Below are 24953 nucleotides of genomic sequence, written 5' to 3' on the forward strand. Positions count from 1 at the left end.
CAGCTCAGCGACCGTCTGCTCACCCTTCAGCGCCTCAAGCGCTACCTTCGCCTTGAACTCCGGCGAATGCTGCTTCCGTTTCGACATCTCTGATCTCCTCTTCGTCGAAGATCAGCAGACAGCAATTTGTAGCCTACGTCAGCGTCCGATTTTCGGGGAGTAGCTCATTCAGTCGCCTGGCGTCGGACACCTTCATGCCGCCATACATGGCTTTCCAGTTGTAGAACGTCCCTTCCGACATCCCGTGCTTGCGGCACAGATCGGCGCACTTCGCCCCCGCCTCATGCTCGGTCAGGATGCCGATGATCTGTTCTTCCGAGAATCTCGTTCGCTTCATTGTCTGTCCCTTCGTTGGGGCGGACTCTAATCCCAGGTGGAGGAAAAATCCCGTGGCAGGTCAGTTGCCGTGAAGAAGATCTTGCAAAGACATGGGTATCCGCCGGATCTGGCACAGGAGGCGGTAAAGACCGTCTTGAAACAGGCCGAGGCCATCGCTTCCGAACTCGGCAGATGACAAGAGAATAAAGATGCCGCGAAACCGCACATTCAATCCGAATGTGCGGTTTTTCAATTCGACTTCCAGGATATCTCGAAACGACGGCGCTGATTGAACCAGCCTTTTGAATAGATGCGGCGCGGTCATGGCGCCGTCGACAGGATTTCAATATTTATGGCATGGGCCGGGTTCTGGTTTGGCTCCGGCGTGGGGGGCTTTCGGTCAAACGGTGACAGCCTGCATCAGGGTGACATGGGTGTCGCCGTAGCGGCGGGCGTCCAGAAGCTCGAACCCAACGAGCGGGGGCATGGGGGCGCTTTCTTCCCACAGGATCAGGGCTCCGGCGGCGATCCAGCCGCCGGCGCGGGAGACGTCGAGCGCACGTTGTCCCAGGCCCTTGCCATAGGGGGGGTCGAGGAACACGAGGCCATAAGGCGCGTCGGGGCAGGGGGGCAGGCGGGTGGCGTCACGGCGGATCAGCCGGGTGCGGTCCTCGGTCCCCGTGAGGGAGATGTTGCGGCGGATCAGATCCTGCGCCACGCGGCCGTCATCGACAAATGCGGCCTGTTCGGCCCCGCGCGAGAGCGCCTCGAGCCCCAGCGCGCCTGTGCCGGCGAAGAGGTCCAGCACCCGCGCGCCGGCCACGGCGCCGCGCGATTCGAGCATGCTGAAAAGCGCCTCGCGCACCCGGTCGGAGGTGGGGCGCAGATGGGCGCCCCGGTCGCCCTTGCCCACCGAGGCCAGCGTCAGGCCCCGGAACCGGCCTGCGATGATCCTCATGGGCGGAGCAGGGCCTTGAGGTCGGTGCCGGGATCGGCCACGGCCTGCGGATCCGGCGAGCGGCCCGCTTCGATCAGTTTCTTGCCGATCATGTAGGCGCGCGGGTCGTTTATCGCGTCCACCGCCAGCAGCGTGTCGCCTTGGTAATACCAGAACGACACCGACTGCCCGTCGCCGGGCCGCGTGATCACGCGGTCATAGCCGGTGTTGAGCCCGGCAATCTGCAGTTTGACGTCATACTGGTCGGACCAGAACCAGGGCTTGGGCGCGTAAGGCGTGCCCGCGCCCAGCATGTTGGCCGCCACGCATTCGGCCATGTCGATGGCGTTGGGCACGCTTTCCAGCCGCAGCCGCCCCCCGCGCCAGGGGAAGGAGGCGCAGTCGCCTGCGGCCCAGATCGCCGGGTCCGAGCTGCGGCCGAGCGCGTCCACCGCGATGCCGTTGTCGATGGCGAGACCCGCGGACTCGGCCAGCGCGGTGGAGGGGGTGATGCCGACCCCCACCACTACGAAATCCACCTCCAGCTCGTTGCCGTCGGCGAGCACCGCGCCGGTCACCTTGCCCTCGACGCCGATAAGACGCTCCAGCCCCAGACCTTCGCGGATCTCGACCCCGTGGCGGGCATGCAGGGCGCGGAAATAGTCGCTGGTCTCCTTGGCGGCGACCCGTTGCAGGATGCGTTCGGCCATTTCCACCACCGTCACCCTGACCCCCTTTTTCGCGCAGACCGCGGCGGCCTCGAGCCCGATATAACCGCCGCCCACGATCAGCGCGCGGGCGCCTTCGACCACATGCGGGGCCATGGCGTCGATATCGGCCAGGGTGCGCACCGTGAAGACACCGCCGAGATCGCCGCCGATCGCGGCGGGCAGGCGGCGCGGGTCGCTGCCGGTGGTCAGCGCAAGCTGGTCATAGGCCAGCACCTCGTCGCCCAGGGCCACGGTGCGCGCATCGCGGTCGATGGCGGTGACCGGCGTGCCCAGCCGCAGATCGATGTCCTGTTCGGCATAGAAACTCTCGGGCCGCAGGAACAGCCGCTCGCGCGTCATCTCGCCCAGCAGATAGGCCTTGGACAAGGGCGGGCGCTGATAGGGGGGGGCGGGTTCGGCCCCGATCAGGGTGATCCGGCCCTCGAACCCCTCCTTGCGCAGCTTTGCCACCAGCGAGCAACCCGCCTGCCCAGCGCCGATCACGACGATATGACTCATCTTGCCCTTGCCTTCCCCAACTTCCCCGTGGCCTTCGTTCCCGGCGAACCTATAGTCTCGAGATACGGAAACGCAATTCCATGAGGGATCAGACCATGACGATTTCGACAGGCGACAGGCTGCCCGAGGCCACATTGCTGCGGATGGGCGAAAACGGCCCTGAACCGGTTGCGCTGGCCGACAAGGTGAAGGGGCGCAAGGTGGTGATCTTTGCCCTGCCGGGCGCGTTCACACCGACCTGCGATTCGGCCCATGTGCCTAGTTTCATTCGCACCCGCGATCAGCTGGCCGACAAGGGCGTGGAAGAGATCATCTGCATTTCCGTCAACGACCCATTCGTGATGCATGCCTGGGGCGAATCGACCGGGGCCAACGCGGCTGGAATCACGATGCTGTCGGATGCGGGCGGATCCTTCACGCGGTCGATCGGCATGGCGTTCGACGCGCCGCCGGCGGGGCTCATCGGCCGGTCGATCCGCTATGCGATGCTGGTCGAGGATGGCGAGGTGAAGATCCTGCAGACCGAAACCGCCCGGGGCGTGTGCGAGGCGACTGCGGGCGAGGGATTGCTCGCGGCGATGGGCTGAACCACGGCGGGGGCGGCGCCTCAGACGAGGCTGTCCATCTTGCGGGCGAGCTTGGCGTCCAGCGCGCTGAGCCCGCCCGCGTCATGGCTTGTCAGCACCACCTCGACCGTCTTGTAGACATTCTTCCACTCCGGGTGGTGGTTCCATTTCTCGGCCCAGATCGCCACCCGCGTCATCCAGCCGAACGCGTCCACGAAATTGCCAAAGGTAAAGGTCTTGGCGATGGCATCGCGGCCCTCCACCATGGACCAGCCGTTTTCCATGAGCGGCTGCAACAGCATCTTGCGGGCTTCGTCGGACAGCAGTTCGGTCATTGGTGCTCCTCCACATGGGCCTTTTTGAACGGGCCGTAATCCGTCAGGATCTCGATTTCCTCTCCCACGGCTTCGGCTTCGGCTTCCAGATAGCGGGCCACCGCCTCGGCAAAGCCCGGATCGGCGATCCAGTGCAGGCTGTGCGTCTGCACCGGCAGATAGCCGCGCGCCAGCTTGTGTTCGCCCTGGGCGCCGGCCTCGACCCGTTTCAGCCCCATCTCGATGGCAAGCTCGAGGGCGCGATAATAGCACAGTTCGAAATGCAGGAACGGGTGATGTTCGATGCAGCCCCAGTAGCGACCGAATAGCGTCTCGCGCCCGATCAGGTTCAGTGCGCCGGCGACGGGCCGGCCGTCGCGTTCGGCCAGAAACAGCGCGATGTCGTCGCGCAGCCGTTCCTGCGCGAGATCGAAGAAGGCGCGGGTGAGATAGGGCGAGCCCCATTTGCGCGCCCCCGTGTCCTGATAGAAGTCCCAGAACGCATCCCAATGCTCGGGCCGCAGGTCGTCGCCGGTATAGAGACGGATTTCGCCGCCGAAATCGTTGGCCTGCCGGCGTTCCTTGCGCAGGGTCTTGCGTTTCCGGGACGAAAGATCGGTGAGGAAGGCATCAAAATCGGCATATCCCCGGTTTTCCCAGTGGAACTGCTGGCTGGCCCGCGCCATCAGACCCATCCTCCGGCCCGCCTCGGCCTCTTGCGCCATGCAGAAGGTGACATGCAGCGAGGACAGGCCATTGTCGGCCGCCAACTGCACCGCGCCCTGCACCAGCGCGGACAGGCCGATGGTTTCGTAACCGGGGCGCACCAGAAACCGCCGCCCCGTGGCCGGGGTAAAGGGCACCGCGATCTGCAGCTTTGGATAATAGCGCCCGCCCGCGCGTTCGTAGGCATGGGCCCAGGCATGGTCAAAGATGTATTCGCCCTGGCTGTGGGATTTCAGGTACATCGGGGCGCAGGCAATGATCTGCCCGTCCAGATGCGCGGTCAGATATTGCGGCTGCCATCCGGTACCGGGACCGACCGAACCGCTGTCCTCGAGCGCCGACAGAAACCGGTAGGTGGTGAACGGGTCAAGCGGCCGCCCGCCATCGGCCGTCTCCGGGCAGGCGCAGGCATCCCACGCCTCGGCGCCGATCTGCGCGAGGTGTTGCGATACCCTGATTTCGATGCTCGCCTGATCCATCCGTCGCTCCGCCCGGGTCCGTGGGACTATGTGGGCGCGCCCCGCGTCGGATCAAGCCGGAATATCCGCCAGATAGCCCTCGAAGGTGATGTTGTCGGCCCGCTTGCGCGCCTCCAGTTCCACCGCTTGCGATCGCACGGTCCAGCACAGCACCGGCACGCCCTCGTCATGCAGCTGCGTCACGCGCGGCCGATCAAGGTCCGTCACCCGGTGGCTGATGAAGGCGGCCAGGCTTGAGGCGAAATCGGGGATACCGCGCAGCCGGTCGCAGATCTCGGCCGGCAGGTGCCACTGGCGGGGGTCATAGTTGCAGGTGACCAGCCCGCGCGGCAGGCGGGGGGCGATCCGGGCCATCTCGGCCACGGTGTGGGGGTTGAAGCTCATCACCGCCACGGGGCCGTCATAGTTGGCCAGAACCCTGGCGGCGTCGGCCTCGAGCCGGCCGATATTGCGTCCCATGAAGCCGTCCTGATCCTTCAGCTCGATCAGAAGCGGCACGCGGCCGTTCACAATCTCGAGGATCTCGGTCAGGGTGGGGATGCCCTCTCCGTCGCCATGCGACAGGGCGGTTTCGCCGGCTTCCTCGGCGCTGAGGTGATCGACGCGGCCTTCGCGCGCGGTGAGGCGGTCAAGGAAATAGTCGTGAAACACCAGCGCCCGGCCATCGGCGCTGGGTTGCAGGTCGATCTCGATGCCGTAGCCCGCCGCGATCGCCGCGCGGATCGCCGCGCGGCTGTTTTCGGGCCGGCCTTGCGCGTTGTCGTGCAGGGCACGGTGCGCGATCGGAACCTCGAGAAAGACAGAGGGCAGGCGCGGTATCATCGGATCTGGAAAATTCCTTCGATTTCGACGGCCACGCCCAGCGGCAGCGCCGCGGCGCTGACGGCGGACCGGGAATGCCGGCCGGCATCGCCCAGAGCCTCGACCAGAAAGTCCGAGGCGCCGTTGACCACCTTGGGTTGATCGGTGAAGTCGGGCGTCGAGTTGACAAACCCGGTGAGCTTTACCACCCGCACCAGCCGGTCGAGATCGCCGTCGCAGGCGGCCTTGACCTGGGCCAGCAGGTTGATCGCACAGCGCCGCGCGGCGGCTGCGCCGGCCTCGACATCCATGTCGTTGCCCAGTTTGCCGGTGATGAGCCCGTTTTCGTCATTCGAGATCTGGCCCGAGACAAAGACCAGATCGCCGACCTTGACATAGGGCACGTAATTGGCAGCGGGCGCCGGCGCGTCCGGCAGGGTGATGCCCATTGTGGCCAGTTTGCCTTCGATGCTCATGATTTCGTTCTCCGATATGGGTGCGCTTCGCCCCGGACGCTAGCCGCAGGCGACGGGCCGGAAAAGCCCGAATGCGTCATTCCGTTCAGGTTTCGCGGAACGCCTTGTTGAAAAAGTCGGCGAACGGCTTGATCAGATAGGCCAGCGGCGATCGGTCGCGCGTGCGGATGAAGGATTCGGCGGGCATCCCCGGCACCAGATGCGTGCCCTCGGGCAGACGGTCCAGTTCTCCGTCATTCAGGACGATTTCGACCCTGTAATAGGACCGTCCGCGATCGGGGTCGTCGAAGGAATCGGCCGACACCTTGGTAACCGTCCCTTCGAGCGTCGGCGTCGTGCGGGTATCCAGCGCCGACAGGTTGATCGTCACCGGCTGGCCGATGCCCACCTCGTCGATATGCAGGGGATCGACCTGAGCCGCGATCACCAGGGGCCGGTCCTGCGGCACGATGAACAACAGCGGATCGGCCGGGCGGATGACCGAACGGGGCGTGCGCACCTGCAGCCCGTAGACCACGCCCGATGCGGGGGCCACGATATCCAGCCGGTTCAGCCGTTCCTGCAGCGACCGGCGCTGTTCGGCCAGCTCCAGTTCCCGATAGCGCAGGTCGCGCAGCCGGCTGATCGCCTCTTCCCGCTGGCGGGTGCGCAGCTTGAGGATCTCGATCTCGATCTCGGTGATCCGCCCCTCGGCCTGGGCCTTGCTCGCCTTCAACTCGCCCAGCGTGCCGTCAAGGTTGGCCGCGGTGCGGCGCAGGTTCAGCACCGTCGCCGCCTGCGCCAGCCCGCGGTCCAGCAGTCTCTGCTGGTTCTGCAGCTCCGCGTCGATCAGCTCCAGCTGCGTGCGGAGCGATTTCTGCTGCGCCTCGATGCCCTCGATCTGATTGCGGATCTGTCCCAGCCGCTTTTGCAGCTGTTCGATTTCCTTCTCGGTTGACGCGCGGCGGGCCTCGAACAGGCGTTCCTGCCCGGCGATCAGGTCGGCGATCTCCGGTCTGTCCTGCGCCGCCGCGACCAGCTCGGGGGCAAAGCGGATCGTGTCGGACCCGTCGCGTTCGGCCTCCAGCCGGCCGCGGCGGGCCATCAGTTCGAACAGCTGCCCCTCGATGACGCGCAGATCGGACAGCAGCAGCTTGGCATCCAGCCGGATCAGGGGTTGACCCTGTTCCACCCGGTCGCCTTCATCCACCAGGATTTCGGCCACGACGCCGCCGTCGGGGTGCTGGACGACCTGCCGGTTCTGATCCACCTCGATCCGCCCCGGCGCGATCACCGCGCCGGAAATCGTCGTCGTCACCGCCCAGGTGCCGAAGAGGCCGACCAGAAGCAGCAGGCCGAACAGTCCCAACAGGACCGGGCCGGTGGCGGACCATTTCCGCGTTTCGGCCGTCTCGCGCCACCGGGTCATCGCACGCTCCCCAGCGCGGTCGCGCGTTGCAGCTGTTCGTGGTTGGCGACCATCTTTCGCAGCACCTCGTCCCTGGGGCCAAAGGCCGTGGCCGTCCCGTGTTCCAGCACCAGCAGCGTGTCGCATTCCTGGATCGCGGCGGGGCGGTGGGCCATGATGATCACCGCGCGGCCGTCTTCCTTGATCTGCCGGATCGCCCGGTTCAAGGCCGCCGAGCCTTCGGCATCGAGATTCGAGTTCGGCTCGTCCAAGATCACGATCACCGGGTCGGCATAGAGCGCACGGGCCAGCGCGATCCGCTGCATCTGCCCGCCGGACATCCGGCCGCCACCGGGGCTGACCATCGTGTCATAGCCGTCGGGGAGCTGCAGGATCATCTCGTGCGCGGCGGCCTTTTTCGCGGCCGCGACGATCTTTTCGTCGTCGCGGTTCGGGTCCAGCCGGGCAATGTTTTCGGCGATCGTGCCTTCGAAGAGCCGCACCTGTTGCGGCAGGTACCCGACATGGCGGCCCAACACGTCGGGATCGTATTGGTCCAGCGTCGCCCCGTCCAACCGGATCGCGCCGCCCGCCGGCATCCAGACGCCGGTGAGCGCACGCGCCAGCGTAGATTTGCCCGCACCCGATGGTCCGATCACGCCGACCGCCTGTCCCGGCTCGACGGTGAAGGACACCGATTTCAGTTGCGCGCGCGTGTCGCCCGGCGGCACCACCGTCAGCCCCTGCACCTGCAGACGCGCCCGGGGTTTCGGCAGGGCGGTGCGGGGTGCTTCTGGCGGCACCTTGCCCAGAAGTTCGGCCAGGGTCTTCCAGCCACGCCGGGCGCGTTGCACCAGCGGCCACTGGCCGATGATGATCTCGATCGGCGCGAGCGCCCGCCCCAGCAGGATCGACGCGGCGATCATCGTGCCGGCGGTGACCTCGCCCCGCAGCACCAGATAGGCGCCCAGCCCCAGCATTGCCGATTGCAAAAACAGGCGCAGGGTTTTGGTGAGGCTGGAAAACCTGCCCGAGACATCACCCGACTTCACGGTTTCCGTCAGCGATTCGTCACGGCGTCCCTTCCAGCGCAGGAAGGCGGCGCCACGCATGCCCATGGACTGGATCGTCTCGGCCTCGTTGCGGATTTCGTCGGCGACCAGCCCGGCCCTTTGGGTGGCGATGCCGGCTTTCAGCACCGGCGTCCGCGAGAAGATTTGGTTGAACAGCGTGATCAGGATCAGCAGCGCCCCGCCCGCCACCGCCAGCCAACCCAGCCAGGGGTGGAAGATGAAGATCCCGAACAGAAAGACCGGCGTCCAGGGCAGGTCGAAGATCGACATCAGCACCGGCGAAGCGATCAGCCGCTGCACCGATTCCAGATCGGCCAGCCCGGTCTGCGCTACCGGATCGTTCGACACGGCGGACCGGCGCACCATCGCATCGAACACGCGCCGGTCCAGCGCGGACTGGAACCGCGCCCCGAGCCGCGCCATGATTCGCCCGCGCGAATAGTCGAGAATCCCCATCACGCCGTAAAGGAAGGCGACCAGAAGGGTCAGGGCGATCAGCGTTGCCTCGGACCGGCTGCCCAGCACGCGGTCATAGACCTGCAGCATGTAAAGCGGCCCGGTCAGCATCAACAAGTTGGCGAAAAAGCTGAAAAGCGCGACGAACCAATACAGATGCCGGCCCTGTCCGAGGGCCCGTTTCAGTTCGTCTCTTCCCTGCATGGGGCCGTGGGTCACGTGATATCCTTCCATCCGGATTTCATTCGGGCCGCCCATTTGCGGCGGTCTTTGGAAGACCTGTTTCAAATTCGCCACATTTCGAGTAAGTCAAAGCTCGCCATCTTTGAACCAAGATCCATTGATATGGTTGAAGCTTTGCTGATTCCCGCTCAAGGACATGATCGGAACACGTCTTGAAACGCATCGGATTGATACCGGAACGCATCCTGTCGGCGCTTGCCGTGCTGTCGGTCGCTCTGCTGTCCGCCTGTGCCGCGCCGACACCCGGCGCGCAGACCAGCGGGGCCGTGTATGACCCCTACGAAGAAACGAACCGCAAGATCCACGGCTTCAACGTGGCGCTGGACAAGGCTTTCGTTCGGTCCGCGTCCAAGGGTTACACGACGGTCGTACCCGAACCGATGCTCGACAGCGTGACGTATTTTTCCGACAATCTGTCGATGCCGTCGGCCTTCGTGAACTCCTTGCTGCAAGGAAATTTCAAACGGGCGGGAACGGCTGCGCTGCGATTCGCGCTGAACTCGACCATCGGCTTTGCCGGCCTGGCCGATCCGGCGACCGATTTCGGCATTCCGCCGGCCGACACCGATTTCGGCGAAACCCTGCATGTCTGGGGCTTTGGCGAAGGCCCCTTCGTCATGCTGCCGATCTATGGCCCATCGACCTCGCGGGATGCGATCGGGGTCGTCACCGATCTGTTCACCAATCCGCTGTCCTATGCGCCGCAGCGCCCGATCAAGAACATCGGCGTCTGGGCCCGGGCGCTTGACCAGATGGGAAATCGCGGGCGCTATTCCGACGTGGTGGATTCGATCCTATATGACAGCGCGGACAGTTACGCACAGTTGCGCACGATCTACCTGCAGAACCGGCGGTTCGAGTTGGGGGAAACGGACGCCGCCAGCGAGATTGATCCATATGCGCTGGATACCGAGGGATTTTGAGCCATGAATGACCTGAACCGCCGCACCGTGATGACCGGTATCGCCGCCGCCGCGCTCTCGACTGCGGCGCTGCCGCGCGCCGCGGTCGCGGCGCTGACCGAGGCCCGTGCCCGGCAATTGATCGACCAGGTGGTGACCGACATCAACCGCGTCATCGCCTCGGGCAAGCCCGAAGAGGCAATGTATGCCGATTTCGAGCGCATCTTCGCCAAATACGCCGATACGGCCTATATCGCCGCCTATGCGCTGGGGGCGGACGGGCGCCGCGCAACGGCGGCGCAGAAAAAGGCGTTCAGCAAGGCGTTTCAGTCCTACCTTGCACGCAAATACGGCAAGCGGTTTCGCGAATTCATCGGCGGCAGGCTCGAGGTGCAGAGCGTGCGAAAGGTGAAAAGGTGGTACGAGGTCAAGACCATCGCCTATCTGCGCGGGCAGGCGCCGTTCGAAGTCACCTTCCTGGTGTCCGAGCGCACCGGCAAGGACAAGTTCTTCAACATGTTCGTCGAAGGGGTGAACATGCTTCTGACCGAGCGGACCGAGATAGGCGCGATGCTGGACGCACGCCGCGGCGACATCGACGCGATGATCAGGGATCTCAGGCGCGCGGGCTGATCATCGGTTGACGGTGGGCGCGGGTCGCCCGCCGCCACCGCCGAAAATGTCCTGAAGCAGCTGGTCCACGGCCCGGCCCAGCCCCCCGATCGGGTCGTTTCCGCGGGGGCGCGTCGGCGGTGAAGGCGGGTCCATCGGCAGCGGGCGGGGCGGCAGGCCTTCGTTGATGCGCTGCATCGCTTCGCGCCAGATCTCGGCCGGCAGACCGCCGCCCGTGACGCCTGACAGCGGCGTGTTGTCGTCGTATCCCATCCATACGCCCACCACATAATCCGCGGTAAAGCCGATGAACCAGGCATCCCGCGCGGCCTGGGTGGTCCCGGTCTTGCCGGCGGCCTGGCGGTCGGGCAGGGCGGCGCGGCGGCCCGATCCCTGCGAGACGACCTTTTCCATCATCCAGATCAGCTGTCGCGCGGCGGATTCGCGGATCACCCGTTCCCGGATGCCGCCGCCCGCGCCCATCAGCGGCGCGTCGTCGCCGCGCAGGCGCAGTTCGACCAGACCATAGGGTTTGACCGCCTGACCGCCGTTCAGGATCCCCGCATAGGCTGCCGTCATCTCGATCAGCGTGGCTTCTGACACCCCCAGCGCCAGCGCCGGTCCCTCGGCCAGATCGCCGCTCAGGCCGAAACCGTTGGCCACCTTGCGAACGTTTTCCAGCCCCACGGCCTCGGCCACTTTCACGGCGGGAACGTTCAGCGAATCCCTCAGCGCCCGGGTCAGCGTGACTTCGCCGTAATACTTGCCCGAGTAATTCTTGGGGCACCACCGGCCCGATCCGGGGATGTTTTCGCAGAAAGGTTCGTCCAGCACCGTGTCCAACGGCGAGCCATAGGGCGGCTGGCCGAGATCCAGCGCCGTGGCATAGACGAAGGGCTTGAACGCCGACCCGGTCTGACGCCGGGCCTGGGTGGCGCGGTTGAACACGCCCGACACGCGCGTCTTGCGCCCGCCCACCATCGCCCGCACCGCGCCGTCGGCCGACATCACCACGATCGCCGCCTGCGCCTTCGACCCCTCGCGCACGCGTTCCTGGAACACGAATTGCAGCGCCTCTTCGGCCGAAGCCTGGATGCGTGGATCCAGCGTCGTGCGGATCACCACGTCCTCTGTCGTGTTGTCGCCGAAATAGCTGGGGATCTCGCCCATCAGCCAGTCGGCAAAATACCCTCCCGCGCGGGCGCGAGCGGCCTCGGACAGCTCGGCTGGATGCGCGCGGGCCAAGGCCGCCTGCTGCGGGGTCAGATAGCCCTGTTCCTCCATCAGCCCGATGATCAGGTTGGCCCGGCCTTGGGCGCGGGCGAGGTTGTTGGTGGGCGCATAACGCGTGGGCGCCTTCAGAAGCCCCGCCAGCATGGCCGCCTCGGCGGGGTTCACCTCCGCCGCCGACTTGCCGAAATAGCGCTGCGCGGCGGCCTCGAAGCCGCGCGTGCCCGCACCCAGAAAGGCGCGGTTCATGTAGATCGTCAGGATCTCGTCCTTGGAATACTTGGCTTCCATCGCCATGGCAAAGACCGCCTCCTTGATCTTGCGCCACAGGGTGGTCTGGCGGCAGTCGGCTTCGTATTCGGCTTCGGATTTCCACTGCTTCGGATCATAGGGGCGGCCCAGGCACAACAGCTTGGCGGTCTGCTGGGTGATGGTCGAACCGCCATTGCCCTGCAACGGCCCGCGCCCCTCGGACAGGTTGATGCGGATGGCGCCGGCAATCCCGATCGGGTCCACCCCGAAATGATGATAGAACCGCTTGTCCTCTGTCGCCACGATCGCGTTCTTGAGGTGCGGGGAGACGGTGTCGGTGGTGATCGCGCCGCCGAACTGATCGCCGCGCCAGGCAAAGACCTCTCCATTGCGGTCCAGCATCGTCACCGAGCCGCGCGCGCGCCCGTCCAGCAGGTCGCGGGCGTCCGGCAGATTGACGTATTGATAGGCAACCGCCAGGCCGACGATGATCGACACCACCAGACCCGCGCGCCAGGTGACCGCCCAGACCAGCCCGAATACCCAGCGCAGCGCCGCCCTGAGCGCCCCGCGCAGCCCACCGGAGCGACCCGATGGCGGTCGCCGGCGTGTCGATTTTCGCGCGGCCCGCGGCTTGCGCGTGGTCACCGGTTTCCGCTTGGCGCCGGCCTTGCGATTGGCGGCGGATTTCTTCGTCCGCTTGGCCGATGACGCGCGCTTTTCCGCAACCAGCCGGGGCGTGCGGCGCTTGGACTCAGACATGCTCAACCCTGCCCGGTGTCGATTGTTTGCGCCAATCTAACCCGCCTTGCCCGGATTGTAGAGGGGCGGTTTCCGCATGGATGCGGTTCAGGAGGTGATGAAAAAATAATCATCTGGTCAAAATAGTGCAAAAATTGTGCAGTTTTCCAGATGGAATGATCGGAGGAGCGGGCGGTTTCGTTTCATTTTTCGCGCTGCAGCGATGTTCTTGGGCCGTGGCGGATGACCTGCCAATTGAAGGGGAAAGACGTGAAACTGATCATTGCGACGATCAAGCCGTTCAAGCTGGAGGAGGTCCGCGCGGCGCTGACCGATGCCGGCGTGCGCGGCATGATGGTGACGGAAATCAAGGGGTTCGGCTCGCAGTCGGGCCATACCGAGATCTATCGCGGCGCGGAATACGAGGTGAATTTCGTGCCCAAGGTCAAGCTGGAAATCGTGGTGCCCGCGGCCGAGGCCGACGCGGTGGTCGAAACCATCGCCAGCACGGCCAGAACCGGAAAGATCGGCGACGGCAAGATCTTTGTGCTGGACGTGGAAAAGGCGATGCGCGTGCGCACCGGCGAAACCGACGAGGACGCGCTGTGACCTGCGCCGGAACAATCAAGGAAAGAACGATGCAAGCATTCAAGACCATTCTGCCCGCCGCGGCCCTGATCGCGCTCCCGGCGCTGGGGGCGGCGCAAGAGGCCGACACCACCCCGCCGAACGAGGAGATCGGCTATATCTTCACCACCTTCATGTTCCTTGTCACCGGTTTCCTGGTGATGTGGATGGCCGCCGGGTTTTCGATGCTCGAGGCCGGGCTGGTGCGGTCCAAGAACGTGACCATGCAGCTGACCAAGAACATGGCGCTGTTTTCCTTCGCCGCGATCCTCTACTACCTGATCGGCTACAACCTGATGTATCCCGGTGACGGCTGGACCGTTGACGGCGTGCTGGGCGCCTTTGGCACGGCGGTTCTGGAGCCGGTCGGGCTGGCCGACACTGAAACCGATCTGAGCTATGCCTCGGTCGGATCGGACTTCTTCTTTCAACTGATGTTCTGCGCCACCACCGCCTCGATCGTATCGGGCACGCTGGCCGAGCGGATCAAGCTGTGGCCGTTTCTGATCTTCATCATCGTGCTGACCGGGCTGATCTACCCGATCCAGGCCAGCTGGAAATGGGGCGGCGGGTTCCTTGACCAGATGGGCTTTCTGGATTTCGCGGGTTCGACCGTGGTGCATTCGGTCGGTGGCTGGGCGGCGCTGATGGGGGCGCTGATCCTTGGCCCCCGCATCGGCAAATACAAGGACGGCCGCGTGCACCCGATCCCCGGTTCGAACCTGGCGCTGGCGACGCTTGGCACCTTCATCCTGTGGCTGGGCTGGTTCGGCTTCAACGGCGGCTCGCAGCTTTACATGGACACGGCCGGCAACGTGGCCGACATCAGCCGGATCTTCGCCAACACCAACACAGCCGCCGCCGGCGGGGCGATCGCGGCGATGATCATGACGCAGGTCATGTTCAAGAAACCCGACCTGACCATGATCCTGAACGGCGCGCTGGCGGGTCTGGTGTCCATCACCGCCGAGCCGCTGACCCCCAGCTTGGGCGCGGCGACGTTGATCGGGGCTGTCGGCGGCGTGATCGTGGTTTTCGCGGTGCCCTTCCTGGATCGGCTGAAGATCGATGACGTGGTCGGCGCGATCCCGGTTCACCTGTTCGCCGGGGTCTGGGGCACCCTGGCCGTGCCGCTGACCAATGCCGACGCCTCGTTCATGACCCAGATCACCTCGATCATCGTGGTGGGCCTGTTCGTGAGCGTGGTCTCGGCCGTGGTCTGGTTCATCCTCAAGGCGACCGTGGGCATCCGCGTCAGCGAAGAGGAAGAGATCAACGGGCTCGACATGGCCGAACTGGGCATGGAGGCCTACCCGGAGTTCTCCAAGGTCTGACCCGAAGCGGAGAGGGCCGGCATACCGCCGGCCCGCCCCGACAGCCGCGATCCTCCGGTCGCGGCTGTCGCCATGTCCTGCCGGGGCTCAGCGGCGGAACAGAACGTCCTGCGCCGCGCTGTCCCACGTGGGCGCCTTGCGCAGCTCGGCCGCCAGCGCCCGGCCACGCCGCACGCCGGGGCGATTGCCGACCGTCTCGAGCCATCGCGCCATGTGCGGCTTGTCCTCCAGCGTCTGTTCCTGCCCTTCCCAGAGGCTTGCCCAGGGCCAGATCGCCATGTCGGCGATGGTGAAGTCGGGGCCGGCCACGTATTCGTTCCGCGCCAGTTGCCGGTCGAGCACGCCGTAGAGCCGCGCCACCTCGCGCCGATAGCGGTCCTTGGCATAGGGGATGTCCTGCGGGGGATCCAGCAACGGGGCGTATTTCAGGAAATGATGCGCCTGACCCGCCATCGGGCCAAGGCCCCCCATCTGCCACATGAGCCATTGTTCGACCGCGACGCGCCGGCGTTCCGTATCGCCGTAGAATCGTCCCGTCTTGCGCGCGAGATAGAGCAGGATCGCCCCCGATTCGAAGACCGAGATCGGGGCGCCGTCCGTGCCTTCGGGATCGACGATCGCCGGCATCCTGTTGTTCGGCGCGATCCTTAGGAAATCGGGGTCGAACTGGTCGCCCTTGTTGATGTCCACCAGATGCAGGTCATAGGGCAGGTCCATTTCCTCGAGCGCGATGGAGATCTTCCAGCCGTTCGGCGTGGGCCAGTAGTAGAGGTCGATGGGGCGGGGCATGGCGGTTTCCTTCTGTCTGCGCGGTGCGATCGGGACTTGACCGCTGCCGCGCCGCGGCGTAATGCCCAGGCATCAGTTCGTGGCGATTTGTAACCGGATTGCGGGCCACGTTAAACAATGCCGCTAAAAGGTCAGGATGAAAGCCCCCTTTCGCTTGGCCGCGACGGGGGCTTTTTCATTGCGCCCGGAGGGGGCCCGGGCCGGAGGACGGAACATGGCGGAGAGCTGGAGCAAACGCACAAAGGCGGTGCATGGCGGCACGCGCCGCAGCCAGTATGGCGAGATGAGCGAGGCGATTTTCCTCACGCAGGGTTTTGACTATCCCAGCGCCGAGGCGGCCGAAGCGCGGTTCATCGAGGCCGGCCCGGACGAGTTCATCTATGCCCGTTACGGCAATCCCACGGTGGCGATGTTCGAGGACCGCATGGCGCAGATCGAGGGGGCGGAGGACGCCTTTGCCACCGCCTCGGGCATGGCGGCGGTGAACGGGGCGTTGTGCTCGATGCTGAAGGCGGGCGACCATGTGGTCGCGGCGCGGGCGCTGTTCGGGTCGTGTCTTTACATCCTGGAAGAGATCCTGCCCCGGTTCGGGGTCGAGGTCACTTTGGTCGATGGCACGGATCTGGACCAGTGGCGCGCGGCGCTGCGCGCGGATACGCGCGCGGTGTTTTTCGAGTCCGTCTCCAACCCGACGCTCGAGGTGATCGACGTGGCCGCCGTGGCCGATCTGGCGCACGGGGTGGGGGCCACGGTGATCGTGGACAATGTCTTTGCCACGCCGGTCTTTTCCGACGCCATCGCGCAGGGGGCCGACTTGGTGGTCTATTCGGCGACGAAACATATCGACGGGCAGGGCCGAGCGCTGGGTGGCGTGATCCTGGGGCGCCGCGCGTTCATCCGCAAGACGGTCGAGCCTTACATGAAGCACACGGGCGGGTCGATGTCGCCCTTCAATGCCTGGGTCATGCTCAAGGGGCTGGAAACCCTGTCGCTGCGGGTGAACGCGCAGGCCGATACGGCGCTGGCTGTGGCGGATGCGCTGATCGGGCATTCGGGGCTGGCGCGCGTGATCTATCCGGGCCATCCCAGCCACGCCCAGCACGCGCTGTGCGTCCGGCAGATGGGCAAGGGCGGCACGGTGGTGTCGCTGGAGCTGAAGGGCGGCAAGGAGGCGGCGTTCCGTTTCCTCGACGCGCTGACGATCGCGCGGATTTCCAACAATCTGGGCGATGCCAAGACGATCGTGACCCATCCGGCCACCACCACCCACCAGCGCCTGCCGGACGAACGGAAGGCGGCGCTGGGGATCACGCCGGGGCTTGTGCGAGTGTCGATGGGGCTGGAGGACACGGGCGATCTGATCGCGGATTTCCGGCAGGCGCTGGAGGCGGCATCGTAACGCCGCCGGTTCGGAGCGGGGAGATTGCCGGGCAGGGGGGCGATGCACCATGTTGCTGCGGACCGCGTTCCTCCGGGAAGTATGTTCCTGAGCCTGGGCGACAAGGTCTGTTTTTCTGGATCATTGCGTTGAGGACGACCGCCAGTTTTCGCGCGACGGCAATGATGGCCTGCTTGACCGCCTTGCCTGCTGCGCCGGGCCTTTCGGCGAAGGTCAGGCCGCTCAGGGTCCGGGCGGAGGAGCCATGTCATCGAACGCTTTGCCCGCAACGTCGCATCCGGGTATTTCCCAACTCCCGCCCGCGCCAACACCATGCCGCATCTCAGGCGGACCGGAGCATTTTCGACTGGAAACAAGCTGTGGAGGCTTCGGCTGGGTGTTTTGGCGCGCGGAACATTCGTGGAACATGCCTTTTCCTTCCCGGCCCGAGCCGGTATTGTCCCGGTCATGAGCGAATTTGACGAATCCGATGCGTTCGTGGCGGCGGCCTCGTTGTCGTCGCGTGCGATGGCGGCGCGGCCCGCGCCTTATCTGGAGGGACTGAACCCCGCCCAGCGCGAAGCGGTCGAGACGCTGGACGGCCCGGTGCTGATGCTGGCGGGGGCGGGCACGGGGAAAACGCGGGCGCTGACCGCCCGAATCGTGCATCTGCTGAACACGGGCAGGGCGCGGCCCAACGAGATCCTCGCCGTGACTTTTACCAACAAGGCCGCGCGCGAGATGAAGGAACGGGTGGGGCAGATGCTGGGCCATGCGGTCGAAGGCATGCCGTGGCTGGGCACGTTCCATTCGATCTGCGTGAAGCTGTTGCGGCGGCATGCGGAACTGATCGGGTTCGACCGGGGTGAGGGCGTGGTCGAGGATCCCGCGGCGCGGGTGCATCTGAAGTCGAACTTCACCATTCTGGACACGGACGACCAGTTGCGGTTGCTGAAACAGCTGGTCGCGGCGGCGGGTATCGACGACAAGCGCTGGCCCGCGCGGCAGCTGGCGGCGATCATCGACGGCTGGAAAAACCGCGCCCTGACGCCGGACAGGGTGCCGGCGGCGGATGCCGGCGCCTACAACCGAATGGGGGTGGAGCTTTATGCGCAATACCAGCGCCGGCTGATCGAGCTGAATGCCGTGGATTTCGGCGACCTGCTGTTGCACATGGTGACGATCTTTCAGGCCCATCCGGACGTGCTGGAGCAGTATCAGCGCTGGTTCCGCTATATCCTCGTGGACGAGTATCAGGACACCAACGTCGCCCAGTATCTGTGGCTGCGGCTGCTGGCCGGAGCACACCGGAACATCTGTTGCGTGGGCGACGACGACCAGTCGATCTATGGCTGGCGCGGCGCCGAGGTGGGCAACATCCTGCGGTTCGAAAAGGATTTTCCGGGCGCCCATGTGGTGCGGCTGGAGCAGAATTATCGTTCGACCCCGCATATCCTTGCCGCGGCGTCGAATGTCATCCGCGGCAATGAAAGCCGGCTGGGCAAGGAATTGTGGACCGACCGCGAAGGCGGTGAAAAGGTCCGGCTGATCGGCCATTGGGACGGCGAGGAAGAGGCGCGCTGGATCGGCGAGGAGATCGAGGCGATGCAGCGCGGCACGCGGGGGATGCGGCCCTTTGGTCTGAACGAGATCGCGATCCTTGTTCGCGCCAGCCACCAGATGCGCGCCTTCGAGGATCGGTTCCTGACCATCGGCCTGCCCTATCGCGTGATCGGCGGCCCGCGATTCTACGAACGGATGGAGATCCGCGATGCCATGGCCTATTTCCGCGTCGTGGTCAGCCCCGAGGACGATCTGGCCTTTGAGCGCATCGTCAACACGCCCAAGCGGGGCCTTGGCGACAAGGCGCAGCAGACGATCCGGCGTATCGCGCGGGAAAGCGGCGTGAGCCTGGTCGAAGGGGCGGCGCTGGCGGTTGAATCCGGCGCGATCAAGGGCAAGGGCGGCGCGGCGCTGCGGCAGCTGGTCGGGGACATCGCCCGCTGGGGCCGGATGACGGCGGACACCGGTCATGTCGAGCTGGCCGAGATCATCCTGGACGAATCCGGCTATACCGCCATGTGGCAGAACGACAAGACACCCGAGGCGCCGGGGCGGCTGGAAAACCTCAAGGAACTGGTCAGCCAGCTGGAGAATTTCGAGAACCTTCAGGGATTTCTCGAACATGTCAGCCTGATCATGGACAATGATTCGGACGATGCCGACGACAAGGTGTCGATCATGACCCTGCACGCGGCCAAGGGGCTGGAATTTCCCGCCGTGTTCCTGCCGGGCTGGGAAGACGGGCTGTTCCCGTCCCAGCGCAGCATGGATGAAAGCGGGCTCAAGGGGCTGGAGGAGGAACGCCGGCTGGCCTATGTCGGCATCACCCGCGCCGAGGAACTGTGCACCATTTCGTTCGCCGGCAACCGCCGGGTCTATGGGCAATGGCAGTCGCAACTTCCGTCCAGGTTCATCGACGAATTGCCCGAGGAACACGTCGAGGTTCTGACCCCGCCGGGGCTCTATGGCGGCGGTTACGGTGCTGCGGCGGCGGGCGGCGGGATCGAGGATCGCGCGGCAGCCGTGGATGGCTATAACAGCCCCGGCTGGAAACGGATGCAGGCCCGTGCCGGACAGCGCGGGCTGGCCCAGCCGCGCGAAGCCCGGAACATGGTGGTCGACGCGCAGGCCGTGTCCAGCCATGCCGAAGGCGACCGCGTGTTTCACCAGAAATTCGGCTATGGCACGGTAACGGGCATCGAGGGCGACAAGCTGGAAATCGCTTTCGAGAAGGCCGGGACCAAGAAGGTCGTGGCGCGCTTCGTGACCGCGGCGGACGACATCCCGTTCTGACGCATTCGGAAACACCGGAGCAAAAAACGGCGGCACCGGGGAGGAGGAGCGGTGCCGCCGTTTCTATGTGCGGGTCGCGGACCGAAGGGAGGAGGAGGAAGGCGGTCCGTCGCCCCGAACCCGGCCTTGGCCGGTATGTCGCGCGATGATGCGAGGGAGGAGGAGGCGCACCATCACGGTCTTGCCTGCTTCAGGGCCGCAGGGAGGAGGAGAAGGCCCCGTTGCAGTTTCCGGCTCTCGCCGGGATCCTTGGGCGGTGGCGCCCGGGAGGAGGAGAGGCGCCACCGCTCTGTTGCCGGGATCGGGCCAGGGAGGAGGAGAATGCCCGATCTCCGGTAATTGTGCGGCGGCACCAGGGAGGAGGAGAAGTGCCGCCGCGAAAGTCAGGTTCTCAGGGAGGAGGAGAAAGAACCTGATCTCTCGAAACCTGTGTCCGGATCAGTTTCCGGCCTTCGCGGCCTCGAGGGCCACGGACTTGATCGCCGAACGGTGCAGGCCCAGATCGGCCAGTTCCCGGTCGCTCAGTTCGGACAGTTCGTTGACGGTCCGGCGATAGCGGCGATATTCGGCGAAACGTTCGCGGGCTGCCTGGAACAGGGCGGCCGGCGCGGCAAAGGCAAAACCTTTGTGATGCGTGACGTGAGTGGTAGCAGCCATTGTTCTATCCGTATCCTGCGTGATCTTGCGTGTCGTGTGTGCCGCGCCGTCGCGGCGTCGTTGAGGCGAAAATAGCCTTTTGCTGCGATTGCACAATCCCCTGCCACCTCAATGCTGCTATGCAGCAAGTGCATGTTTTACCTAACGTCCACCCGGTTGAACCGCGCAGGCGCGGTGCTATATCGGCGCGTTTGTCTTGCCGCGCGCCGCGATGCCGGCGGGCGCGGGGCGGATGGAGCCTGGTCGCGTCATGCGCAACGCGGGGTCAGGCGGGTTGATTTCACGGGAAATGACGGGACGACGGAATCCGGCGTACCCGCAAGGGCCACCTGAGTCGGTGCGAGTTGCCCGAATCTCGTGGGATTTGCGGAGAGATGGGGTTGATTCGCGCCAGAAAATGGAGAACAAATCAGGATCATATGGGTTGGGGCAACTTGTCGGAAAAAATTTTTGGGAATTCACGGGACGATCTGGGTTCGGTGCTATCAACACTATGGATGGTGTGCATGATTAAAAAAATATCTAAATGATGTGATTTCGTGCTGATTTTGACTTGTCTTTTGGTTTCGAGGTTGAGCGTTTATCAAGTGGTGGCGGAAATTTTTCGTTGATTTCCATGAATTCCCATGAGATGAATTGGTCATCGGAAGGGAGCGGGAAAGAGTCGATCAGACGAACCCGAACCAGAAAAACAAAAGCAGGTTTCATGCAGGCACCCGCTTTCCTCCGAACGACAGATCCGGCGCGCGAGCGAGCAGACATCCCCCCAGGTGCGTGCGCAGTCGGACACCCCGCAAGGCGGGACAAGGCGGCGGGTTGAACATTGGCAGCAGTTCAACCCGCCGTTTTCCATTCAACGGGGGGGGCACGCGGGGGCGCGCAACGCGGGGACAGGTGCATTGGGCCGCAGGAGGTTCAGAGGCGAATACACCTTCAAGGTGGATGCGAAGGGAAGGGTTTCCATCCCGGCCGCATTTCGTCGCGTGATCGAGGCCGGCGACCCGGACTATACCGAAGGCCTGCGCCCGCAATTCGTGCTCGTCTACGGCCCCAAGGGGCAGGATTACCTCGAAGGCTACACGATCGAAGAGATCAACGCGCTGGAGGACAAGATCAACAGCCTGCCCGCGTCGCGCCTGAAAAGCCGGCTCATCAAGGAAAAGCTGACCCTATCGCATGATTCCGAGATTGACCCCGACGGGCGGCTGGTCCTGCCGGCGCGGCTGCGCGAAAAGATCGGGCTCGACAAGGAAGCCGTGTTCGAAGGCACGCTGAACACCTTTCGCATCTGGGCGCCGGACCGCTACGAACAGCACATGAGCGAGGATGACGAGGGGCTGGGCTTTGACATCCCCGAAGGCACCGACCTGATGGAGGCGCTGGACATGGCGCTGGCCCGGCAGGGCGGAGAGTGATCCATGGCTGCCGCCGACCGGCCCCGACCCGACGCTCCGCACATTCCGGTTCTGCTGCGCGCGCTGATTAAGGCGGTCTCGCCGGTTCGCGGGGTCTGGCTGGACGGCACGTTCGGCGCGGGCGGCTACACTCGGGCGCTGCTTGAGGCCGGCGCGGACAAGGTGATCGCGGTGGACCGCGACCCGCTGGCCTTTGAAATGGCAGCGGGCTGGGCCGGTCAGTATGGCGACCGGCTGGAGATGCGGCAGGGCGTGTTTTCGCGCATGGACGAATGTGCCGTGGATCTTGACGGCGTGGTGCTGGATCTCGGCGTGTCGTCGATGCAGCTGGACCAGGCGGAACGCGGCTTTTCCTTCATGAAGGAGGGGCCGCTGGACATGCGCATGTCGCAGGAGGGGCCGTCCGCGGCCGATCTCGTCAACACCGCCTCCGAAGCGGAACTGGCCGATATACTGTTTCACTATGGCGAAGAGCGCGCCAGCCGCCGGATCGCTCGCGCCATCGTTCGCGCGCGCGAGGAGGCGCCGATCACCACGACCACGCGCCTGGCCGAGATCATCGAATCCTGTCTGCCGCGGGCCAAACCCGGCCAGTCGCATCCCGCCACGCGCAGTTTTCAGGCGCTGAGGATTGCCGTCAACGACGAATATGGAGAACTGTTTCGCGGTCTGATGGCGGCCGAGCGCGCGCTGAAACCCGGCGGGCAGCTTGCAGTCGTCACCTTTCATTCCATTGAGGACCGGATGGTCAAGCGGTTCCTGATGGCGCGGTCGGGTCAGTCCGGGCGCGCCAACCGCTATGCGCCCGAGATGCCGGAAACGGCGGCGCAGTTCGTGCTCAAGACCCGCAAGGCGATCGCGCCGGACGAATCCGAGCTGGCCGAAAACCCCCGCGCGCGATCGGCCCGGCTGCGGGTGGCGGTGCGCACCGGGGCGCCCTCTGGTCCGGTCGATCCGAAATCCATCGGCATGCCCGTGCTGAAGGAGACGCGCAGATGAGGAACCTTCTCTACGTGCTGACCGCGGTGGCGGTCGTCGGGCTGGCCTTCTGGGCCTATCGCGAGAATTACGCCACCCAGCAGGTGTTGCGGGAAACGCGCCAGTTGCAGCGACTGATCGGGCAGGCAGAGGTCCGTCTGAATGTGCTGAATGCCGAATGGGCCTATCTCAACCGGCCCGACCGGCTGCGCGAGCTGGCGGTGCTGAATTACGACCGGCTGGGGCTTCTGCCGTTGCGCCCCACCCAGTTCGGCCGGGTGGACGAGGTCGCCTTTCCGCCTCCGCCCGCCGCCGAATTGCCGATCGCCAACGCAGTTGACGTGTCCACCATGAACGCGGAGCCGAACCGATGATCCGCACGCCGCTGCGCCCGCTGGCCCGCATCCTGACGGCCCGCGCCCGGGGCGAGAACCCCGACGCCATCGAACGCGAAAACATCCGCCGCCGACACGAGGAAATGCAGGCCCGCGATCGCGCCCGGGCCGAGGGTCGGCTGGTCGTGCTGGGGCTGTTTTTCCTGGCTGGCTTCGTGACGATCGGGCTGCGCATGGCGCATCTGTCGATGTCGGAACCCGAAGAGCCGGTCGCCGCCAACCGCAGCCACGGCATCACGATGCAGCGCGCCGACATCGTTGACCGGAACGGCCACGTTCTGGCGACAAATCTGGAAACCTTTGCACTCTATGCCCAGCCCCCGCAAATGGTGGACCCGATTGCGGCGGCCAAGCAGCTCAAGAATATCTTTCCCGATCTCGAGGAGGAGCGGCTGATCCGCGACTTCACCGGCAAGCGGAAATTCGTCTGGATCAAGAAGCGCATCAGCCCCGAGCAGAAGCAGGCCGTGCACGACATCGGTGACCCCGGTCTTCTGTTCGGCCCGCGCGAGATGCGGCTTTATCCCAACGGGCGGCTGGCGGCGCATGTCCTGGGCGGCGCCACCTTCGGCAAGGAAGGTGTGAATGCTGCCGAAGTGATCGGCGTGGCCGGCGTGGAAAAGACCTTTGACGGGTTCCTGCGCGACCCGGCCAACGAAGGCAGGCCCTTGCAGCTGTCGATCGACCTCAGCGTTCAGGACGCCGCCGAGCGCGTGCTGGAAGGGGGCATGCGGATCATGAACGCCAGGGGCGCGACCGCGATCCTGATGGATGTCCGCACGGGGGAGGTTCTGTCGCTTGTCTCGCTGCCCGATTTCGACCCCAACGACCGGCCACGGCCCGCCGTCAGCGGGGATCCCAGCGACAGCCCGCTGTTCAACCGGGCGGTGCAGGGCGTCTATGAGCTGGGCTCGACCTTCAAGATCTTCACGGCCGCGCAGGCGGTCGATCTGGGGCTGGTCAACCCCGACACGCCGATCGACACGCGCCGACCGCTGATCCAGTCGGGTCACGAGATCGGCGAGTTCCGCAACAAGAACTACGGCCCGACGCTGACGCTCGCCAAGGTGATCGAGAAGAGCTCGAATGTGGGCACCGCCCGTGTCGCCCAGATGATCGGAGTCGAACGTCAGAAACAGTTCCTGCGCGATCTGGGCCTGTTCGATCCGACGGGAATCGAACTGGTCGAGGCCCGCAGCGGCAGGCCGCTCTTGCCCAGACAGTGGCACGAGCTGGAGATGATGACGATTTCCTATGGCCACGGCATGTCCACCACGCCGATGAACCTGGCCGCGGCCTATGCGACGATCGCCAATGGCGGGCACGTCGTCAGCCCGACCATCCTCAAGCAGACCGAACCCCAGCTGGGGCCCCGCGTGATGTCCGAACGCACCGCCGCCGCGGCGCGCGCCATGCTGCGGCAGGTGGTGGCGGGCGAGGACGGCACCGCGTCCTTCGCCGAGGTGCCTGGCTACGAGGTCGCCGGCAAGACCGGCACCGCCGACAAGCCCAACCCCAAGGGCGGCTATTACAAGGACAAGGTGATTGCCACTTTCGCCAGCATGTTCCCTGCGAGCGATCCGAAATACGTTCTGGTGGTGACGCTGGACGAACCGTCAATCCACGCCGCCGGCCGGGTGCGGCGTTCGGCGGGCTGGACCGCGGCGCCGGTCGCGGCCGAGCTGATCGCGCGCGTCGCACCGCTTCTGGGCCTGCGCCCCCGAGTTGAACCCGGACAGCGGGCTGGTATAACGCTGACTTCGAACTGACACGGTATGGGGG

23 protein-coding genes, 1 pseudogene and 1 riboswitch are annotated in these 24953 nt (G+C 65.2%); of the genes and pseudogenes, 12 read left to right on the top strand and 12 right to left on the bottom strand.

Features of this window, described 5'->3' with window-relative positions:
- Positions 1-139 precede the first annotated feature (139 nt).
- A pseudogene (locus tag C4S70_RS14875) lies at positions 140-337 on the bottom strand (transposase); the annotation flags it as partial.
- Positions 338-406: 69 nt separating this feature from the next.
- Between C4S70_RS14875 and C4S70_RS19470 the strand changes: the two are divergent.
- Positions 407-514 (top strand): type I restriction enzyme endonuclease domain-containing protein, encoded by a 108-nt coding sequence (locus C4S70_RS19470; RefSeq protein ID WP_160114890.1) that lies wholly within the window; start codon positions 407-409, stop codon positions 512-514.
- Positions 515-718: 204 nt separating this feature from the next.
- On the opposite strand, the gene rsmD is transcribed toward C4S70_RS19470, so the two are convergent.
- The gene (gene rsmD, locus C4S70_RS14885; RefSeq protein ID WP_104008908.1) at positions 719-1276 is read right to left on the bottom strand and encodes a 16S rRNA (guanine(966)-N(2))-methyltransferase RsmD; all 558 of its coding nucleotides are present in this window, start codon (positions 1274-1276) and stop codon (positions 719-721) included.
- Entirely contained in the window at positions 1273-2484 is a 1212-nt protein-coding gene (locus tag C4S70_RS14890; protein WP_104008909.1) for an NAD(P)/FAD-dependent oxidoreductase, read from the bottom strand. Before C4S70_RS14890 ends, rsmD begins: the two co-directional genes overlap by 4 nt.
- Positions 2485-2579: 95 nt before the next feature.
- Here C4S70_RS14890 and C4S70_RS14895 point away from each other — a divergent pair, with 95 nt between their 5' ends.
- Complete coding sequence (locus C4S70_RS14895; RefSeq protein ID WP_104008953.1) at positions 2580-3071, top strand: peroxiredoxin; 492 nt, start codon at positions 2580-2582, stop codon at positions 3069-3071.
- A gap of 20 nt (positions 3072-3091) precedes the next feature.
- Here C4S70_RS14895 and C4S70_RS14900 read toward each other — a convergent pair whose 3' ends face one another.
- The 6 genes from C4S70_RS14900 to C4S70_RS14925 all read right to left on the bottom strand — a co-directional run bounded on the left by C4S70_RS14900 (position 3092) and on the right by C4S70_RS14925 (position 8996).
- Entirely contained in the window at positions 3092-3385 is a 294-nt protein-coding gene (locus C4S70_RS14900) for a 4a-hydroxytetrahydrobiopterin dehydratase (RefSeq protein WP_104008910.1), read from the bottom strand.
- Complete coding sequence (locus C4S70_RS14905; RefSeq protein ID WP_104008911.1) at positions 3382-4569, bottom strand: GNAT family N-acetyltransferase; 1188 nt, start codon at positions 4567-4569, stop codon at positions 3382-3384. The genes C4S70_RS14900 and C4S70_RS14905 overlap by 4 nt, the downstream gene beginning before the upstream one ends.
- Before the next feature lie 51 nt (positions 4570-4620).
- The gene (locus tag C4S70_RS14910) at positions 4621-5391 is read right to left on the bottom strand and encodes a glycerophosphodiester phosphodiesterase family protein (RefSeq protein ID WP_104008912.1); all 771 of its coding nucleotides are present in this window, start codon (positions 5389-5391) and stop codon (positions 4621-4623) included.
- Complete coding sequence (locus C4S70_RS14915; protein ID WP_104008913.1) at positions 5388-5846, bottom strand: RidA family protein; 459 nt, start codon at positions 5844-5846, stop codon at positions 5388-5390. Before C4S70_RS14915 ends, C4S70_RS14910 begins: the two co-directional genes overlap by 4 nt.
- A gap of 85 nt (positions 5847-5931) precedes the next feature.
- On the bottom strand, positions 5932-7254 hold the full coding sequence (locus C4S70_RS14920; RefSeq protein ID WP_104008914.1) for an HlyD family type I secretion periplasmic adaptor subunit: 1323 nt from the start codon (positions 7252-7254) through the stop codon (positions 5932-5934).
- Positions 7251-8996: a type I secretion system permease/ATPase gene (locus C4S70_RS14925; RefSeq protein ID WP_407656748.1), complete on the bottom strand. Its 1746-nt coding sequence runs from the start codon at positions 8994-8996 to the stop codon at positions 7251-7253. The genes C4S70_RS14920 and C4S70_RS14925 overlap by 4 nt, the downstream gene beginning before the upstream one ends.
- A gap of 161 nt (positions 8997-9157) precedes the next feature.
- Between C4S70_RS14925 and C4S70_RS14930 the strand changes: the two genes are divergently transcribed.
- A complete protein-coding gene (locus C4S70_RS14930; protein WP_327315702.1) occupies positions 9158-9928 on the top strand; it encodes an MlaA family lipoprotein in 771 nt (256 codons plus the stop codon).
- Between the two features lie 3 nt (positions 9929-9931).
- A complete protein-coding gene (locus C4S70_RS14935) occupies positions 9932-10540 on the top strand; it encodes an MlaC/ttg2D family ABC transporter substrate-binding protein (protein WP_104008915.1) in 609 nt (202 codons plus the stop codon).
- Here C4S70_RS14935 and C4S70_RS14940 read toward each other — a convergent pair whose 3' ends face one another.
- Positions 10541-12763 (bottom strand): transglycosylase domain-containing protein, encoded by a 2223-nt coding sequence (locus C4S70_RS14940; protein ID WP_104008916.1) that lies wholly within the window; start codon positions 12761-12763, stop codon positions 10541-10543.
- A gap of 249 nt (positions 12764-13012) precedes the next feature.
- Here C4S70_RS14940 and C4S70_RS14945 point away from each other — a divergent pair, with 249 nt between their 5' ends.
- Together C4S70_RS14945 and C4S70_RS14950 are read left to right on the top strand one after the other, a co-directional pair.
- Positions 13013-13351 carry a P-II family nitrogen regulator gene (locus C4S70_RS14945; RefSeq protein WP_104008956.1) on the top strand — a complete coding sequence of 113 codons (339 nt, stop codon included), beginning with the start codon at positions 13013-13015 and terminating at the stop codon, positions 13349-13351.
- 29 nt (positions 13352-13380) lie between these two features.
- Entirely contained in the window at positions 13381-14703 is a 1323-nt protein-coding gene (locus C4S70_RS14950) for an ammonium transporter (protein ID WP_104008957.1), read from the top strand.
- An 87-nt stretch (positions 14704-14790) separates the two neighbouring features.
- Here C4S70_RS14950 and C4S70_RS14955 read toward each other — a convergent pair whose 3' ends face one another.
- Positions 14791-15492 (bottom strand): glutathione S-transferase N-terminal domain-containing protein, encoded by a 702-nt coding sequence (locus C4S70_RS14955; protein ID WP_104008917.1) that lies wholly within the window; start codon positions 15490-15492, stop codon positions 14791-14793.
- Between the two features lie 69 nt (positions 15493-15561).
- Positions 15562-15639: riboswitch (SAM riboswitch) on the top strand.
- Between the two features lie 67 nt (positions 15640-15706).
- Between C4S70_RS14955 and metZ the strand changes: the two genes are divergently transcribed.
- Together metZ and C4S70_RS14965 are read left to right on the top strand one after the other, a co-directional pair.
- The gene (gene metZ / locus C4S70_RS14960) at positions 15707-16891 is read left to right on the top strand and encodes an O-succinylhomoserine sulfhydrylase (RefSeq protein ID WP_104008918.1); all 1185 of its coding nucleotides are present in this window, start codon (positions 15707-15709) and stop codon (positions 16889-16891) included.
- Positions 16892-17338: 447 nt separating this feature from the next.
- Complete coding sequence (locus tag C4S70_RS14965; RefSeq protein ID WP_104008919.1) at positions 17339-19726, top strand: ATP-dependent helicase; 2388 nt, start codon at positions 17339-17341, stop codon at positions 19724-19726.
- Between the two features lie 438 nt (positions 19727-20164).
- Here the strand turns inward: C4S70_RS14965 and C4S70_RS14970 are convergent, their stop codons facing one another.
- The gene (locus C4S70_RS14970) at positions 20165-20383 is read right to left on the bottom strand and encodes a DUF1127 domain-containing protein (RefSeq protein WP_104008920.1); all 219 of its coding nucleotides are present in this window, start codon (positions 20381-20383) and stop codon (positions 20165-20167) included.
- Positions 20384-21282: 899 nt separating this feature from the next.
- Between C4S70_RS14970 and mraZ the strand changes: the two genes are divergently transcribed.
- Genes mraZ through C4S70_RS14990 form a run of 4 tightly spaced genes read left to right on the top strand, consistent with a single transcriptional unit; the run spans position 21283 to position 24940 of the window.
- Positions 21283-21798: a division/cell wall cluster transcriptional repressor MraZ gene (gene mraZ, locus C4S70_RS14975; RefSeq protein WP_104008921.1), complete on the top strand. Its 516-nt coding sequence runs from the start codon at positions 21283-21285 to the stop codon at positions 21796-21798.
- A 3-nt stretch (positions 21799-21801) separates the two neighbouring features.
- Positions 21802-22797, top strand: coding sequence for a 16S rRNA (cytosine(1402)-N(4))-methyltransferase RsmH (rsmH, locus tag C4S70_RS14980; RefSeq protein WP_104008922.1), 996 nt, complete (start codon positions 21802-21804; stop codon positions 22795-22797).
- The gene (gene ftsL / locus C4S70_RS14985; RefSeq protein WP_104008923.1) at positions 22794-23150 is read left to right on the top strand and encodes a cell division protein FtsL; all 357 of its coding nucleotides are present in this window, start codon (positions 22794-22796) and stop codon (positions 23148-23150) included. Before rsmH ends, ftsL begins: the two co-directional genes overlap by 4 nt.
- Positions 23147-24940 (top strand): peptidoglycan D,D-transpeptidase FtsI family protein, encoded by a 1794-nt coding sequence (locus C4S70_RS14990; RefSeq protein WP_104008924.1) that lies wholly within the window; start codon positions 23147-23149, stop codon positions 24938-24940. Before ftsL ends, C4S70_RS14990 begins: the two co-directional genes overlap by 4 nt.
- Positions 24941-24953 lie beyond the last annotated feature (13 nt).

The organism is Jhaorihella thermophila (assembly GCF_900108275.1).
GTDB lineage: Bacteria > Pseudomonadota > Alphaproteobacteria > Rhodobacterales > Rhodobacteraceae > Jhaorihella > Jhaorihella thermophila.

Coding starts and splice junctions, on each gene's coding strand:
- rsmD (WP_104008908.1), bottom strand. CDS start 1,276: ATGAGGATCATCGCAGGCCGGTTCCGGGGCCTGACGCTGGCCTCGGTG.
- C4S70_RS14890 (WP_104008909.1), bottom strand. CDS start 2,484: ATGAGTCATATCGTCGTGATCGGCGCTGGGCAGGCGGGTTGCTCGCTG.
- C4S70_RS14895 (WP_104008953.1), top strand. CDS start 2,580: ATGACGATTTCGACAGGCGACAGGCTGCCCGAGGCCACATTGCTGCGG.
- C4S70_RS14900 (WP_104008910.1), bottom strand. CDS start 3,385: ATGACCGAACTGCTGTCCGACGAAGCCCGCAAGATGCTGTTGCAGCCG.
- C4S70_RS14905 (WP_104008911.1), bottom strand. CDS start 4,569: ATGGATCAGGCGAGCATCGAAATCAGGGTATCGCAACACCTCGCGCAG.
- C4S70_RS14910 (WP_104008912.1), bottom strand. CDS start 5,391: ATGATACCGCGCCTGCCCTCTGTCTTTCTCGAGGTTCCGATCGCGCAC.
- C4S70_RS14915 (WP_104008913.1), bottom strand. CDS start 5,846: ATGAGCATCGAAGGCAAACTGGCCACAATGGGCATCACCCTGCCGGAC.
- C4S70_RS14920 (WP_104008914.1), bottom strand. CDS start 7,254: ATGACCCGGTGGCGCGAGACGGCCGAAACGCGGAAATGGTCCGCCACC.
- C4S70_RS14925 (WP_407656748.1), bottom strand. CDS start 8,996: ATGGAAGGATATCACGTGACCCACGGCCCCATGCAGGGAAGAGACGAA.
- C4S70_RS14935 (WP_104008915.1), top strand. CDS start 9,932: ATGAATGACCTGAACCGCCGCACCGTGATGACCGGTATCGCCGCCGCC.
- C4S70_RS14940 (WP_104008916.1), bottom strand. CDS start 12,763: ATGTCTGAGTCCAAGCGCCGCACGCCCCGGCTGGTTGCGGAAAAGCGC.
- C4S70_RS14950 (WP_104008957.1), top strand. CDS start 13,381: ATGCAAGCATTCAAGACCATTCTGCCCGCCGCGGCCCTGATCGCGCTC.
- C4S70_RS14955 (WP_104008917.1), bottom strand. CDS start 15,492: ATGCCCCGCCCCATCGACCTCTACTACTGGCCCACGCCGAACGGCTGG.
- metZ (WP_104008918.1), top strand. CDS start 15,707: ATGGCGGAGAGCTGGAGCAAACGCACAAAGGCGGTGCATGGCGGCACG.
- C4S70_RS14965 (WP_104008919.1), top strand. CDS start 17,339: ATGAGCGAATTTGACGAATCCGATGCGTTCGTGGCGGCGGCCTCGTTG.
- C4S70_RS14970 (WP_104008920.1), bottom strand. CDS start 20,383: ATGGCTGCTACCACTCACGTCACGCATCACAAAGGTTTTGCCTTTGCC.
- rsmH (WP_104008922.1), top strand. CDS start 21,802: ATGGCTGCCGCCGACCGGCCCCGACCCGACGCTCCGCACATTCCGGTT.
- ftsL (WP_104008923.1), top strand. CDS start 22,794: ATGAGGAACCTTCTCTACGTGCTGACCGCGGTGGCGGTCGTCGGGCTG.
- C4S70_RS14990 (WP_104008924.1), top strand. CDS start 23,147: ATGATCCGCACGCCGCTGCGCCCGCTGGCCCGCATCCTGACGGCCCGC.